Origin of the sequence: Paenirhodobacter sp., from assembly GCF_047600745.1 — a bacterium.
GTDB lineage: Bacteria > Pseudomonadota > Alphaproteobacteria > Rhodobacterales > Rhodobacteraceae > Rhodobacter.
This window is the reverse complement of the sequence record NZ_JASGKI010000002.1, coordinates 299448-313877: the sequence shown is the minus strand read 5'-3', so window position 1 is coordinate 313877 and position 14430 is coordinate 299448. Positions and strand designations below refer to the sequence as shown.

Annotated in this window: 15 protein-coding genes; 12 read left to right on the top strand and 3 right to left on the bottom strand. The window is 67.3% G+C overall.

Features of this window, described 5'->3' with window-relative positions:
• The first annotated feature begins 16 nt into the window (after positions 1-16).
• Genes QM789_RS05935 through QM789_RS05910 form a run of 6 tightly spaced genes read left to right on the top strand, consistent with a single transcriptional unit; the run spans position 17 to position 5479 of the window.
• Positions 17-1069 (top strand): ABC transporter ATP-binding protein, encoded by a 1053-nt coding sequence (locus QM789_RS05935; RefSeq protein ID WP_420351040.1) that lies wholly within the window; start codon positions 17-19, stop codon positions 1067-1069.
• A 21-nt stretch (positions 1070-1090) separates the two neighbouring features.
• A complete protein-coding gene (locus tag QM789_RS05930; protein ID WP_420351039.1) occupies positions 1091-1966 on the top strand; it encodes a polysaccharide deacetylase family protein in 876 nt (291 codons plus the stop codon).
• Between the two features lie 48 nt (positions 1967-2014).
• Positions 2015-2338 carry a hypothetical protein gene (locus QM789_RS05925; RefSeq protein ID WP_420351038.1) on the top strand — a complete coding sequence of 108 codons (324 nt, stop codon included), beginning with the start codon at positions 2015-2017 and terminating at the stop codon, positions 2336-2338.
• Complete coding sequence (locus QM789_RS05920) at positions 2335-3300, top strand: CobW family GTP-binding protein (protein WP_420351037.1); 966 nt, start codon at positions 2335-2337, stop codon at positions 3298-3300. Before QM789_RS05925 ends, QM789_RS05920 begins: the two co-directional genes overlap by 4 nt.
• A complete protein-coding gene (locus QM789_RS05915; protein ID WP_420351036.1) occupies positions 3297-4535 on the top strand; it encodes an ABC transporter substrate-binding protein in 1239 nt (412 codons plus the stop codon). The genes QM789_RS05920 and QM789_RS05915 overlap by 4 nt, the downstream gene beginning before the upstream one ends.
• Complete coding sequence (locus QM789_RS05910; RefSeq protein ID WP_420351035.1) at positions 4517-5479, top strand: asparaginase; 963 nt, start codon at positions 4517-4519, stop codon at positions 5477-5479. Before QM789_RS05915 ends, QM789_RS05910 begins: the two co-directional genes overlap by 19 nt.
• On the opposite strand, the gene QM789_RS05905 is transcribed toward QM789_RS05910, so the two are convergent.
• Positions 5476-6372, bottom strand: a complete 897-nt coding sequence (locus QM789_RS05905; RefSeq protein ID WP_420351034.1) for a LysR family transcriptional regulator — start codon at positions 6370-6372, stop codon at positions 5476-5478. The two genes, QM789_RS05910 and QM789_RS05905, sit on opposite strands and share 4 nt — an antisense overlap.
• Positions 6373-6585: 213 nt before the next feature.
• Between QM789_RS05905 and QM789_RS05900 the strand changes: the two genes are divergently transcribed.
• The 5 genes from QM789_RS05900 to QM789_RS05880 all read left to right on the top strand — a co-directional run bounded on the left by QM789_RS05900 (position 6586) and on the right by QM789_RS05880 (position 11625).
• The gene (locus tag QM789_RS05900; RefSeq protein ID WP_420351033.1) at positions 6586-7620 is read left to right on the top strand and encodes an acetyl-CoA carboxylase; all 1035 of its coding nucleotides are present in this window, start codon (positions 6586-6588) and stop codon (positions 7618-7620) included.
• A gap of 5 nt (positions 7621-7625) precedes the next feature.
• A complete protein-coding gene (locus tag QM789_RS05895) occupies positions 7626-8984 on the top strand; it encodes an acetyl-CoA carboxylase biotin carboxylase subunit (RefSeq protein ID WP_420351032.1) in 1359 nt (452 codons plus the stop codon).
• Between the two features lie 9 nt (positions 8985-8993).
• Positions 8994-9869, top strand: a complete 876-nt coding sequence (locus QM789_RS05890) for a 5-oxoprolinase subunit B family protein (protein ID WP_420351031.1) — start codon at positions 8994-8996, stop codon at positions 9867-9869.
• On the top strand, positions 9859-10827 hold the full coding sequence (locus QM789_RS05885) for a biotin-dependent carboxyltransferase family protein (RefSeq protein ID WP_420351030.1): 969 nt from the start codon (positions 9859-9861) through the stop codon (positions 10825-10827). The genes QM789_RS05890 and QM789_RS05885 overlap by 11 nt, the downstream gene beginning before the upstream one ends.
• 354 nt (positions 10828-11181) lie before the next feature.
• Positions 11182-11625 (top strand): hypothetical protein, encoded by a 444-nt coding sequence (locus QM789_RS05880; protein WP_420351029.1) that lies wholly within the window; start codon positions 11182-11184, stop codon positions 11623-11625.
• A gap of 197 nt (positions 11626-11822) precedes the next feature.
• Here the strand turns inward: QM789_RS05880 and QM789_RS05875 are convergent, their stop codons facing one another.
• On the bottom strand, positions 11823-11957 hold the full coding sequence (locus QM789_RS05875) for a hypothetical protein (protein WP_420351028.1): 135 nt from the start codon (positions 11955-11957) through the stop codon (positions 11823-11825).
• Between the two features lie 30 nt (positions 11958-11987).
• Positions 11988-13493, bottom strand: a complete 1506-nt coding sequence (locus QM789_RS05870) for a PLP-dependent aminotransferase family protein (protein WP_420351027.1) — start codon at positions 13491-13493, stop codon at positions 11988-11990.
• Between the two features lie 103 nt (positions 13494-13596).
• Here QM789_RS05870 and QM789_RS05865 point away from each other — a divergent pair, with 103 nt between their 5' ends.
• Positions 13597-14409, top strand: a complete 813-nt coding sequence (locus tag QM789_RS05865; protein WP_420351026.1) for a YggS family pyridoxal phosphate-dependent enzyme — start codon at positions 13597-13599, stop codon at positions 14407-14409.
• Positions 14410-14430 lie beyond the last annotated feature (21 nt).

Below are 14430 nucleotides of genomic sequence, written 5' to 3'. Positions count from 1 at the left end.
ACCCTTGAGGACGGCCATGCTCCATGATCTCGAACTGATCCAGGTCGGCAAGACCTATGCGGACGGCACCAAGGCGGTGTCGGATTTCAACCTGAAGGTGGGACAGGGCGAGTTCGTCGCCTTTCTCGGCCCTTCGGGCTGCGGCAAATCCACCACCTTGCGGATGATCGCGGGCTTCGAGGACATCACCGAGGGAGAGATCCTGATCAAGGGGCAGAACGTTTCCCACACCCCGCCCGAAAAGCGGCCGACCTCGATGATCTTCCAGAACTACGCGCTGTTCCCGCATATGACGGTGCGCCAGAACATCGGCTTCGGGCTGGACGTGAAGGGCCTGCCGAAGGCCGAGCGCGACCGCAAGGTCGAGCGCATCCTCGACATGTTCGGCCTGACCGATTTCGCCGACCGCAAGGCGGACCGGCTGTCGGGCGGCCAAAGGCAGCGGATCGCGCTTGCACGCGGGCTGGTGGTGGAACCCGACATCCTGCTGCTCGATGAGCCTCTCGGCGCGCTCGACGCCAACCTGCGCCGGATCATCCAGAACGAACTCAAGCTGCTCCAGCGCGAACTGGGCATCACCTTCGTCTTCGTCACCCATGCGCAATCCGAGGCGCTCGGCCTGTCGGATCGCGTGGTGGTGATGTCGAACGGTCTCGTGGAACAGATTTCGGCGCCGAAAGACCTGTACCTGCGCCCGCAAACCCCGTTCGTGGCCGACTTCATCGGCAACAACACGGTGATCGAGGGCCGCGCCCGGGCCGCTGGCCTGATCGACACCGCCTATGGCCCGATCGCGGGCGTGGGGGGCGAGGGCGCCTCGGTCGCGGTGATCCCGGCGGAGGCCTTCCGCCTCGCGCCCTCCGGTGCGCCGGACGAAATCCGCCTGCCGGGCACGGTGACCTTCCGGCAACTCGTGGGGGCCGCGGGCCATTTCCGCGTGCGCCTGTCGGACGGGCGCGAGGTCAAGGTCGAAACCCATTCGGAAACCCCCGAGGCGCGCAGCACCCGCCCCGGCGACACCATCACCCTCGGGGTCGATCCCCGCTCGGTCACGCTGATCGCGGCGTGACCCATTATAAAGGAGACTGACATGGCAAAGGAAATTCTGGTCGGCTTCGGCGTCGACGTGGATGCGGTCGCGGGCTGGCTCGGCTCGTATGGCGGCGAGGACAGCCCCGACGACATCTCGCGCGGGCTGTTCGCGGGCGAGGTCGGCTCGATCCGGCTGCTCGATCTGTTCGACAAGATGGGGATCAAGACCACCTGGTTCATCCCCGGCCATTCGGTCGAGACCTTCCCCGAGCAGATGAAGGAAGTCGCGAAGCGGGGCCATGAGATCGGCATCCACGGCTACAGCCACGAAAACCCGATCGCGATGACCCCCGAGCAGGAAGAGGCCGTGCTCGACAAATGTATCGGCCTGATCACCGAACTGGCGGGCAGGCGGCCCACCGGCTATGTCGCGCCGTGGTGGGAGTTCTCCAATGTCAGCAATGAATTGTTGCTGAAGAAGGGGATCAAGTATGACCATTCGCTGATGCACAACGACTTCACCCCCTACCGCGTGCGCGTCGGCGACAGCTGGACGAAGATCGACTATTCGGCCCGCCCCGAGGACTGGATGAAGCCGCTCGTGCGCGGGCAGGAAACCGACCTGATCGAGATCCCCGCAAGCTGGTATCTCGACGATCTGCCGCCGATGATGTTCATCAAGAAATCGCCGAATTCGCATGGTTTCGTGAACCCGCGCGACATCGAGGAGATCTGGCGCGACCAGTTCGACTGGGTTCATGCGAACATGGACTATGCCGTCTTCCCGATCACCATCCACCCGGACGTGTCGGGGCGGCCGCAGGTGCTGCTGATGCTGGAGCGGTTGTTCAACCACATGAAGGGCCATGAAGGCGTGCGCTTCGTCACGATGGACGAGATGGCCGACGACTACGCGCGGCGGTTCCCGCGCTGACATCCCCTCTGATGCGGCTTCGGCCGCATCCTTTTTCGCGGAGGCATCATGTGTTCGCTCTGTGGCATTCTGGGCTGTGACGACCACTGGTCCAATCCCGTGGCCCGTCCCGGCGTGTTCTCGCGCAATACCGACGGCCCCTCCCGCCGGGCCGAGGCCGCGCGGCGGCTGGCGGCGGCGAACCGGGTGCTGTCCTTCCGGCGGCTGAAGCTGTCGGACTGGCAGGGCCGCTCCTATGTGCTCGCCGGGCCGACCGGAGCCAGCACCGTCTTCGACGCGCTCTCGCATCTGTGGCCCGAAGCGGAGGCGCTCGCGCCGCGCGGCTTCGACCCGCTCGACCCCGACCTGATCGCCTGGATGGAGCGGCCATGACCCCGGTCATCCTGCTGACGGGCTTTCTCGGCTCGGGCAAGACCACGCTGCTGCAACGGCTGCTGACCGATCCGTCGATGGCGCGGGCGGCGGTGCTGATCAACGAATACGGCGAGGTCGGGCTGGATCATCACCTGCTCGACCGGATCGACGAGACCGTGATGCTGATGAAATCGGGCTGCATCTGCTGTACCGTGCGCGGAGAGATCGCCGAGGCGCTGCTCAACCTCGAAAGCCTGCGCGTGACGGGCCGGGTCGATTTCGACCGGGTGGTGATGGAGACGACGGGCCTCGCCGATCCCTGGCCGGTGTTGCAGACCCTGCGCGCACATCCGGTCCTGCGCAGCCATTTCGCCTCGGGCGGGGTGCTGACGACGGTGGATGCGGTGAATGCGGCGGGGCAGCTCGATCACCGGGCCGAGGCGCTGCGCCAGATCGCCGCCGCCGACCGGATCGTGCTGACGAAAACCGATCTGGCCGCATCGGGCGCGGTCTTCAACCTGCGCCGCAGGCTCGGGCGGATCAACCCCTCGGCCGAGGTCTGCGACGGTGCGGAACCGGTCGCGCGGCTGATCGGCGGGCTGGCCCCCGGGTTCCTGCCGCTGCCGCCCGATGCCTGCGACGGGCAGCACCACCACGACCACGACTTCGGCGTGCAGACCTTTTCGATGGTGTTCGACCGCCCGCTCGACTGGACGGCCTTCGGGATCTGGCTCGGCTTGCTTCTGCATCGCTATGGCGACAGGATCTTCCGGGTGAAGGGGATCCTCGATGTCGAGGGGGAAGAGCGGCCCGTGGCGATACATGGCGTGCAGCATCTGATCCATGCGCCGGTGCATATGACACATTGGCCGGAGGGGCCGCGGGTCTCGCGGCTGGTGTTCATCCTGGAGGGGCTGGATCCGACGCTGGTCCGGCGCTCGTTCGCGGCCTTCCTGCGCCTGCCGGAGCCCGTGGCATGACGGGCCCGCTGCGCATCCTGTGTACCGAGATCCTGCCCTGGAAGCGGCTGAAGGCGCGGGCGGAGGCCGACCTCGGCTTCGCGCTGGAGTTCCACGAGCATGATTTCGTCACCGCCCAGCGGATCGCCGCCACCCGGCCGGACGGCTACGACATCTACGACCAGTGTTTCCACAATCTGGATATCGTCTGGAACTGGGGGGCGGTGCAGCCGATCGACACCACCCGGATCGAAGCCTGGGACGAGGTGTCCGACCTGACCCGCCGGGGCGGCTTCGACGGCCGCAGGCTCGGGGTCGGCGACCACCCGATCACGCGCCTTTATGTCCAGTCGGACGGAACCCTGTCCGATGCCGAAAGCACGGCGATCTCGATGCTGCCCACCGTCCACAACTTCGACAGTTTCGCATTGAACCTCGAACTGGTGCGGGTCGATGTGGACCGTGAGGTGACCTCCTGGGCGGAGATCCTGCAACCGCGCTGGAAGGGCCGGGTCGCGCTGGTGGACGAACCGGCGATCGGGGTCTTCGACCTGGCGATGGCCCTGCGCGCGGTCGGGCTGTTCGCCTGCCGCGACCTCGGCAACCTGACGATCGGGGAGATCGACCAGTTGATGGCGCGCGGGCGCGAGCTGGTGCAGTCGGGGCATCTCGCGCGGTTCTGGCGCACCGCAACCGAGGCGACGGATCGTCTCGCGGCGGGCGAACTGGCGATTTCCTCGCTGTGGTCGCCCTCCGTCGTGGCGCTGAAGTCGCGCAGGCTCCGGGTGCGGCAGGCGGTGCCGGTCGAAGGCTATCGCGGCTGGCACGGCGGTTTGTGCCTTGCGAACCATCTGACGGGCGGACGGCGCGACATGGCCTATGCCTGGCTCAACTGGTTCCTGTCGGGCTGGGCCGGGGCGGTGATGGCGCGGCAGGGCTATTACATGTCGGTGCCGGGGCGGGTGCGGGCCTATCTCGATCCGGCGGAATGGAATTACTGGTACGAGGGGCTGCCCGCGCAACGCCCCCTTCCCGGCCCCACGGGCGACTTTGCAATCCGCGAGGGGGAGGTGCGTTCGGGCGGCTCCTACCGGGCGCGGGCCGCCCGCGTCGCGGTGTGGAACAGCACGATGGACGAGCACAACTACCTGGTGCGCCGCTGGCACGAACTGGTCCGGCTGGCCGAGACCCGGACCGAACGGCGCGGACCCTATCAGCCCAATCCGAAGGAAACGCCATGCCCCATGTCCGACTGATCGCCACTGGCGGCACCATCGCCTCGCAGGAGGATCACGCGGGCGGCCCGGTGAATGCCGGCCTTGCCGGGGACCGGCTGATCGCCAGCCTGCACGAACCGCTGGGCGGCATCACCGTCGATGTCGAGGATTTCCGGGCCGTGGGCAGCTATGCGCTGGATCTGTCCACCGTCCATGCGCTGTGCGGCCGGATCGCCGCGGCACTGGCCGATCCGGCGGTTGCGGGGGTCGTGGTCACCCATGGCACCGACACGATGGAGGAAAGTGCGTTCCTGGCCGATATTCTCGTCGCTTCCGACAAGCCCGTGGTCTTCACCGGTGCACAGCGTCATGCCGGGGTGCCCGATACCGACGGGCCGCGCAACATCGCCGATGCGCTGCGCGTTGCGGCCTGCCCGGACATGCGGGGCGCGGCGATCGTCTTCGAGGGCGATATTCACCCCGCGCGCGAGGTTTCCAAGACGCATACCGCGCGCACCGATACGTTCCGCTCCGCCGGCCTTGGCAAGATCGGCGAGGTCGATCGGGGCGCGGTGCATTTGTACCGCCAACCCCGGCCCCGCCTGCATGTCGCGGCGCCCCGGCTGGCGGAGGTGGAACTGATTGCCGCGGGCCTCGGTGCGGCGCCGGGCTATCTGGAATATTGCGCGGCGAACGGCACCCCCGGCGTCGTGATCGCGGCTTTCGGGCGGGGCAACCTGCCGCAGGGCTGGGCGGCGGCGGTGGCGCGGCTGACGGCGCGGGGGGGGCCGGTCGTCATCGCCTCGCGCTGCCCCGAGGGGCGGACGGCGCCGGTCTACGGCAAGGATTCGGGCGGCACGACGCTGGCGGCGGCGGGGGCGGTGTTCTCGGGTGATTTGTCTGCGGTCAAGGCGCGGCTGCTGCTGTCGGCGCTGCTCGGTGCGGGGGCGGGGCCGGAGGCCATCGCCGCCGCCTTCGCCTAGATCTGCGGGGTATGGAACGCCTGCCGGAAATACGCGTGCAGAACCAGCGTCGCCGGAGTAATGTCCGCACCGCGCCGCCAGGCCAGGCCAATATCCATCGACGGCACCCCCGGATCGGTTTCCACCGTCACGATGCGCTTGCCCTCCAGCGACCAGGGCCGATACACCATGTCGGACAGCACCGTCACCCCCCGGCCGTTCGCCACCATCGACCGCACCGCCTCGATCGACGAGGTTCGCAGCCGGACATTGGGCTGCATGGCGTTGGAATTCCAGTATTTCATCGTCGTGTTCGCGGCCTCGTCCACCGTCAGCATGATATAGTCCTCGGCGGCGATTTCGTCGAAACGGACACGCGCCCGATCGGCCAGACGATGCCCCTGCGGCAGCCACAGCCGCCGGGGCGAGCGCAGCAGGGTTTCGGTCTCGATCCCGGGATTCGAGATGTTCGAGGTCAGCACGAGGGCGATGTCGAAACGGTTCGCCAGCAGCCCCTCCTCGACGCTCTCGCGGTTCAACTCGTGGATCTGGATCTCCAGATTCGGATGCAGCCGGGCCAGCCGATCCAGGTGATAGGGCAGGAAATAGCCGATGACGGTATAGGTCGTGGCCATGATGATCCGCCCGGAGGTGCCGGAGGCGCGCTCGCGGATATTCACCGCCTCGTCGATCTTGGTCAGGATTTCATAGCTCAGCGCCAGAAGCTCGCGCCCCGCCTGGGTCATTTCCATGCCATGGGCGGTGCGGGTGAAAAGGCCGGTGGCAAGCTCGCTTTCCAGCTCGCGGATCGCCGTGGTGATCGCGCTTTGCGAAATCGACAACGCATTCGCCGCGCGGCTGACCTGCCCGGTCTCGGCGGTGGCGACGAAATATTTCAACTGGCGGAAGTTCATCTTTGGAAAATCCGATACTGTCTATCTCAGCAGCCGAAAATCGGAATTCGCAAGCCGCCGCGATTTTCCGGGATGTCGCGATTTCGCAGGGTTTTCATCCGTCCGACCGGCTCATCATTATCTGAAATTCGGAAATGGCAAGGACTGAATTCTGAATTTTACTTGGCCGAGAATCTGCGGAACCCTGAACCGGGGCAAGACTGAGAGAGAGCCATGCGGAAAAGTGTCGATCTGAACTGTGACATGGGCGAGGGCTTCGGCCACTGGACCCTCGGCGAAGCGCCGGATGAGGATCTGATCGAACTGATCACCTCGGCCAATGTCGCCACCGGCTTCCATGCCGGCGATCCCTCGCTGATGAACCGGGTGGCGGGGCTGTGCCGGCAGCATTCGGTGGCCCTCGGCGCGCATCCGGGGTTCCGCGATCTGGTGGGGTTCGGGCGCCGCCCGATCCGTGCGCCCGCCGATGAACTGGTCAACGACATCCTGTATCAGATCGGCGCGCTGCGCGAATTCGGGCGGCGCCATGGCCTTGCGCTGCAACATGTCAAACCGCATGGCGCGCTTTACATGGAGGCTGCGGCGAACGAAGACCTGTCGCGCCATCTGGTCGAGACCCTGCGCACCACCGCCCCCGACCTGATCCTGTTCTGCATGGACATCTCGGTCACCTGCGAGGTCGCCCGCCGCCTCGGCCAGCCGGTGGTGCGCGAATTCTACGCCGACCGCGACTATGACGACAGCGGTTCGATCGTCTTCACCCGCCGGGTGGCGGCGCCCGATCCGGCGACGCTCGCGCGGAAATGCCTGCGCGCCTGCCGCGAAGGCGTGGTCGAGACGGTGACGGGCAAGGACATCCCCATCGCCTTCGAGTTCGATCTGCTTCCATTCCGATACGCCCGGCGCGCTGGCCATCGGCCGTGCGATCAAGGCCACCCTGCAAGACAACGGCATCACCATCGCCCCCGCGGCGGTGGTCCTCGCCCAACAAAGCTGACCCGACAGGAGAGACCCATGAACGAGATCCTTTCCCCCCTTCCCGGCACCTTCTACCACAGGCCCGCCCCCGACGCCGCGCCCTTCATGGCGGCGGGCACGGCCGTCGCCATCGGCGACACCATCGGCCTGGTCGAGGTGATGAAAACCTTCATCGAGATCAAGGCAGAGGTTGCAGGCACCTTCGTGGCCTATGTCACGGGCGATGCCGATCCGGTCATGGCGGGGGCGGTCCTCGCGACGCTGGAGTGAGCGCGATGGCCATCCGCAAGCTCTTCATCGCCAACCGGGGCGAAATCGCGGTGCGGATCATCCGCGCCGCGCGCGACATGGGCATCACGACGGTGCAGGCCCATTCCGAGGCCGACAAGGACATGCTGGCCGTATTGCTCGCCGATCAGGCGGTGTGCATCGGCCCGGCACCGGCGGCGAAATCCTATCTCGACATCGCGGCGGTCGTGGGGGCGGCCCGCGATGCGGGATGTGATGCGGTGCATCCGGGCTATGGCTTCCTTGCCGAGAATGCCGACTTCGCCCGCGCGGTCGAGGCGGCGGGGATGACCTTCGTCGGCCCCGCGCCCGAGACCATCGCGCGCATGGGCGACAAGGTTGCCGCGCGGATCGCGGCAGCGGCGGCGGGCGTGCCGGTGGTACCCGGATCGGAGGGCCGGATCGAGGCGGAACAGGCCCCGGCCGTGGCCGCGGCCATCGGCTATCCGGTGATGATCAAGGCAGCGGCGGGGGGCGGCGGGCGCGGCATCCGCATCGCGCAGACGCCCGACGAGCTTGCGCGTCTCGCGCCGCAGGCCCGGGCCGAGGCGCAGGCGGCCTTTGGCGACGGCGGGCTGTATCTGGAAAAGGTCATCGTCAACCCGCGCCATATCGAGGTGCAGATCCTTGGCGACGGCACGGATGCGGTGCATTGCCATGAACGGGAATGTTCGCTGCAACGCCGCCGCCAGAAGGTCTGGGAGGAGGCGCCCGCCTTCGGCCTGCCCGAGGCCACCCGTCGCGCCCTGTGCGACAGCGCGGTCGCGCTTGCCCGGGCGGTCGGCTATCGCGGCGCGGGCACGATCGAATATCTGTATGACCCGGCGGCGGACCGTTTCTATTTCATCGAGATGAACACCCGCATTCAGGTCGAACACCCGGTGACGGAAATGATCACCGGGCTCGACCTTATCGTGCTGATGCTGCGCATCGCCGGGGGCGAGAAGCTGCCGCTGACGCAGGAGCAGATCCCCTGTCAGGGCCATGCGATCGAGGTGCGGCTGAACGCCGAAGATCCGTTCCTGCACTTCCTGCCCTCTCCCGGCACGGTCTCCGCCCTGACGCTGCCCGAGGGCGCGCGGTTCGACCATTTCCTCTATGAGGGCTACCAGATCCCGCCGTTCTACGACTCCCTGCTGGGCAAGCTGATCGTCCATGCGCCGACGCGTGCGGAGGCGATTGCGCGGATGGCCCAGGCGCTGACGGAGATCGAGATCGGCGGGCTGAAGACCACGGTCCCGCTGCATCTGGCGCTCGCGGCCGATCCCGGGGTGCGCGACGGCGCCTTCCATACGCAATGGCTGGAACCCTGGCTCGCCGCCGGGAACCTGCCCCCCGCCGCATAGGAGAAAGCGATGAAGACACGGTATTCCTTTGGCGGCGACGAACATGTCTATGTCGAGATCGACGAGGAGATGTCGCTCGAAGCGTTCTTCGTCGCGCTGTCGCTGCGCAATGCGGTGGCCGCGGCCGATATCCCCGGTGTCACCGAAATCTGCCCGGCCAATGCCTCGTTCGAGGTCCGGTTCGACCCGGACGTGATCGCGCCCGACGACATCATGGCCCGCGTGCAGGCGCTGGAACAGGCCGCGCTGTCGGGCGAAAGGCGGCTCGACACCCGGATCATCGAGATCCCGGTCTATTTCCAGGATCCCTGGACGCAGGAGACGCTGATGCGGTTCCGCGAGCGGCATCAGGATCCTTCGGGCAGCGATCTCGACTATGCCGCCCGGATCAACGGCTATGACGACGTGGCGACCTTCATCGAGGCCTATCACGCGCAGCCGTGGTTCGTGTCGATGGTGGGGTTCGTTTCCGGCCTGCCGTTCCTGTATCAGCTCGTCGCGCGCGACAGGCAGATCCAGGTGCCGAAATACCTGCGCCCGCGCACCGATACGCCGAAGCTGACGGTGGGGCATGGCGGCTGCTTCGGCTGCATCTATTCGGTGCGCGGCGCGGGCGGCTACCAGATGTTCGGGATCACCCCGATGCCGATCTACGACCCGACGCAGACGATCAGTTACCTCAGGGAGTTCATGGTGTTCTTCCGTCCGGGCGACATCGTGAAATGGAAACCCGTCGACCGCGCCGAACACGACCGCATCGCCGCCGACATCGCCGCCGGAACCTATGTGCCCCGGATCGCCCCGGTGACCTTCGACCTCGATGCCTGGAACGCGGACATCGCGGGCACCAATGCCAAGATCATGGAGGCGCTCAATGGCGTTTGACGTTCTCAAGCCCGGCCTGTCGACGACGATCCAGGACCTCGGGCGGCCGGGCTATTTCCACCTGGGCATCCCCGAGGGCGGCGCGATGGACCGTTTCGCGCTGCGGGTGGCCAATATGCTGGTGGGCAATGACGAAGGCGCCGCCGGTCTGGAAGCGGTGTTCATGGGGCCCGAACTGCGCTTCACCACCGACACGCTCGTCGCCGTGACCGGGGCGGAGATGCCGATCCTGGTGGATGGTGCCCCGCGCGAAGGCTGGAGCGCCTTCATGGTCCGTGCCGGGCAGGTGCTGAGTTTCGGCTTCCTCAAGGCCGGGGCGCGGATCTGCATCGCTTTCGCGGGCGGGATCGACACGCCCCCCGCGCTCGGCAGCCGCTCGACCTATCCGATCGGCGGGCTCGGCGGACTGGACGGGCGGGCGCTCGCGGCGGGCGACGTGGTGCCGGTGGCGCAGGGCGGCACGCTCGAACGCAGCCTCGACCGGGGCCTGATCCCCCGGATGGAGGCGCCGGTGCCGCTGCGGGTGCTGCCCGGCCTCTACTGGCACCGCCTGACGCCCGCCGCGCAGGACCGGTTCTTCGCCGACGACTGGACCGTCGCACCCGAGGCCGACAGGATGGGCTATCGCTTCCGTGGCGGCCACCCGATGGAATTCGTCGCACGCGCGCAGCCGTTCGGCGCGGGGTCGGACCCGTCGAACATCGTCGACGGGTGCTATTCCTACGGGTCGATCCAGGTGCCGGGCGGGCAGGAGCCGATCGTGCTGCATCGCGATGCGGTCTCGGGTGGCGGCTATTTCACGCTCGGCGCCGTGATTTCGGCGGATATGGACCTGATCGGACAGTTGCAGCCCAATACCAAGGTGCGTTTCGTCCAGGTTTCCATGGACGAGGCCCTGGCCGCGCGCCATGCCCGCACCGCGGCATTGGACAAAATCCGCGCGGAGCTTTGCCGCTGAACGGGGGCTGCCCGTCGGCCCCGATCCGCATCGGAATACCCTGATCCCCGAGGGGCGCGGAGACCCGCGCCCCGGCAGCTTTCGCGCAGGCGTTGGCCCCATTCCCGCCAACATCCAAGCGTAGAGTTTCGCACAGTCGTCGTCGCGCAGATCCCCGCTTTGCGACCGTCGTTCTGCTCGGGACTGCCTGATCTCTGGCACGGAAAGCGAGGCGTCAGCCTTTCGAAGGCAGGACTGCACCTCGGGAGGCGTCACGCCTCCCGAGGTGATGCTGTTCGACGAGCCGACCTCGGCGCTTGATCCGGAACCGGGATCGAAGTGCCGAACGTGATGCAGGGGCTCGCGGCGGGCGGCATGACGATGATCGTCGCCACCCATGAAAGGTATTTCGCCGAAAGCGTCTCGGATCGCGTGTTGATCATGGCCGAGGGCAGGATCCACGAACAGAGCCCGAGCACCGAGGTCATGCGCCACCCCCGGACCGGGCGCGCCCGGCGCTTCCTCAGCGCGGTGAAGCCTCGCAAGCGCTCGGCATGGCGGATGTGGGATGCCGCAACTGCTGCGGATCACGCTGCCGTCGATCGTGACCGATGCGATCGGGCTCATCAGGGACACGGCCATCGCCTCGGCGATCGGCATGCCCGAAATCGCCTTCAGGGCGTCGAATGTCTCACAGGCGACGTTCCGCGGGCTGGAGAGCTTCGTCTTTGCCGGGCTGCTTACATCGCGCTCAGCATCCCGATCGCGATGATCAGCCGTCAGGTCGACCTGCATCTGCGCTGGAAGGTGGCGCGATGATGGAGATCCTCGATTTCTCGCGCCAGTCCTTGCCGCAGCTTCTGGCTGTCTCTTCCGCTGGGGCTGCTCCTCGCAGGGCGGGACGGCATGGCTGCGCCGGCCCTCGCTGCTGATCGTCGAGATCGGCCTGACGCTCGCCTCCTTCGCCTCGGTCCTCGTCGCCTTCACATGGTGCACCGCCGCCTGTACCAGCGAGATCATCCGCGCGGGGCTGTGTAATCCGCCGTGTCGAAGGCATCCAGCACGGCGAAGCTCCGCGCCTCGTCGATGGTCCAGCCGAAAACCAGTGGCATGATCTTCAGGCCGGTTCTGCCGAAATCGCGATGTTCCATGGAAACCTCCATCTGCCATCGGTTGCAAGGTCAGTTCCACCGTGTTGCCGGGGCGAGGGCAGGCGCGGTGCCCGGGAACCCGGGACGCGGCTTCGTTGAAATCGCCGGCCTCACCCTGCTGACAGCTTCCGCCAGCAGTTGAACCCCGCGCTCGATCCGCCGGGCGTCGAGCGCGGCGTAACCCATGACCAGCCCGACCCGATCCGGCAGGGTGCCCGCCTGCGGATCGTACAGCGGGGAGATCGGGTAAATGCCGACACCCGCCCGCCCTGCCTCGGCAACCAGCGGGGCCTCGCATGATGGGGGCAGGTCCAGCCACAGGACGAGGTGCAGGCCCGCGTCCGCCCCCTCGATGGCGGCGCCGTCGCCAAAGCAGCCGCGCAGCGCGTTCAGCAGGGTCATGCGCCGCTCGCCGTTCAGGCGGCGGGCGCGGCGGACATGGCGCTCATAGGCGCCGCTTTCGATCAGCGCGGCCAGCGCCTCCTGTTCGGTAAGGGGCGCGTGCCGGTCGGCCAGGTGCTTGGCCGTGGCAAACACCTGCCGAAGATCGGGCGGCACGACAAGATAGCCGATCCGCAGGCTGGGCGAGAGCGTCTTGGAAATCGTACCGAGATAGATCACCCGGCCGCTGTCATCGAGCCCGTAGAGCGGCGGCACCGGCGTGATGTCATAGCGGTATTCGCTGTCGTAATCGTCCTCGACCACCCAGGCGCCCTGCCCTCGCGCCCAGGCCAGCAACTGATGCCGGCGCGAGACGGGCAGCACTCCCCCCAGCGGGAACTGGTGCGAGGGCGTGACATAGGCCAGCCGCGCCCGGACATGCGCCAGCGCCTCGGCGACCAACCCGTCGCGGTCGACGGGCAGCGGCAGGGACATGGCGCCGGTGCTGGCAAAGACCCCGCGTGCCATGGCGTAACAGGGATTTTCGATCGCGAAGCGGTCGCCCGGATCCAGCAAGAGCCGGGCGCAGAGGTCCAGCCCCTGCTGCGAGCCGTTGACGATGATGATCTGGTCCAACGCGCAGCGCAGCCTCCGCGCGCGCCACAGGTAACCCTGCAACGCCGCGCGCAACCGGTACGAGCCGCGCGGATCGTCATAGGCCAGCCGGTCGCCCCGATGCGCCAGAGCCGCATTCACGGCGCGCTTCCACAGCACCGAGGGAAAATCCGAGGGCGCGAGATCGCCATATCGGAAATCGGCGATCAGCTTGTGGTCGCTCCGGGTCGGGGCCGAAAACGCGCGGATACGTTCCCCATAGGCCGAGAGCGGGCGCGCACCGACGGGCGCCACCTTGATCGCGCGCTCGGCCCGCCCTGCCACGGTGACACGCGGCCGCGCACCCTGCCGGACCTCGATATAGCCCTCGGCCAGCAATTGCTCATAGGCCACCGTAACGGTCGTGCGCGAAACGCCCAGTTCCTGCGCCAGCGTGCGGGACGAGGGCAGGCGGCCATCCGCCCCGAAGACGCCGCCGAGGATCTGGTCCCGCAGCACCTCGCAGATCTGCCTTGCGCCCATCGGTCGATCCTGCGCCATGTCCCTGCTCCAACTGGAGCATCTAATTCTTCCAAAACTGGCCGTTATCGGCAAGCCAGTTCAAGGGTAACAGAATAGGATATTCACAAGGATCCACCGCGCCATGAACGGAAATGCCGGGCCCCCGGACCAGCCATCGCCAGCCACCCGCCCCGGACTCTCGGACGAGGATGTCCAACGTTTCGGCCCCGATCCGCTGGCCAGGTTCCGCGACAATCTGGCCCTCGTCGAAGCGCGCATCGCCGCCGCCTGCGCCCGCGCAGGACGCGCGCGGGACGAGGTGCGGCTGCTGCCGATCACCAAGACGGTGCCCGCGCATGTGCTGCGCCTGGCCCATGAAGCCGGCATCCGCACCTTCGGCGAGAACAAGATCCAGGAAGCCGCCACCAAGCGCGAGGCCTTAGCCGAGCTGGAGATCGACTGGTGCATCGTCGGGCATCTGCAAACCAACAAAGTCAAATACCTGACCCGCTTTGCGCGCGAATTCCACGCGCTGGACAGCCTGCGGCTGGCCGATGCGCTGAACCGGCGGCTGGAGCGCGAGGACCGCTTCCTCGACGTCTACATCCAGGTCAACACCACGGGCGAGGCGAGCAAGTTCGGCCTGCACCCGGATGCGCTGCTGCCCTTCGTGGACGGGCTCGGGCAGTTCCCGCGCCTGCGGCCGCGGGGGCTGATGACGCTGGCGCTGTTCAGTTCCGACATGGCGCGGGTGCGGCCCTGCTTCACCCTGTTACGCAACCTGCGCGACCGGGCAGTGACGGTCCATCCCGGCCTGACCGGCCTGTCGATGGGCATGACCGGCGATTTCGAGGCCGCCATCGAGGAAGGCGCCACCGTGGTCCGCGTCGGACAGGCCATCTTCGGCAAGCGCCCGACGCCAGACGGCCATTACTGGCCCGGCGCAGCGGTGTGATCCAGAACGGTACCGGGCTTC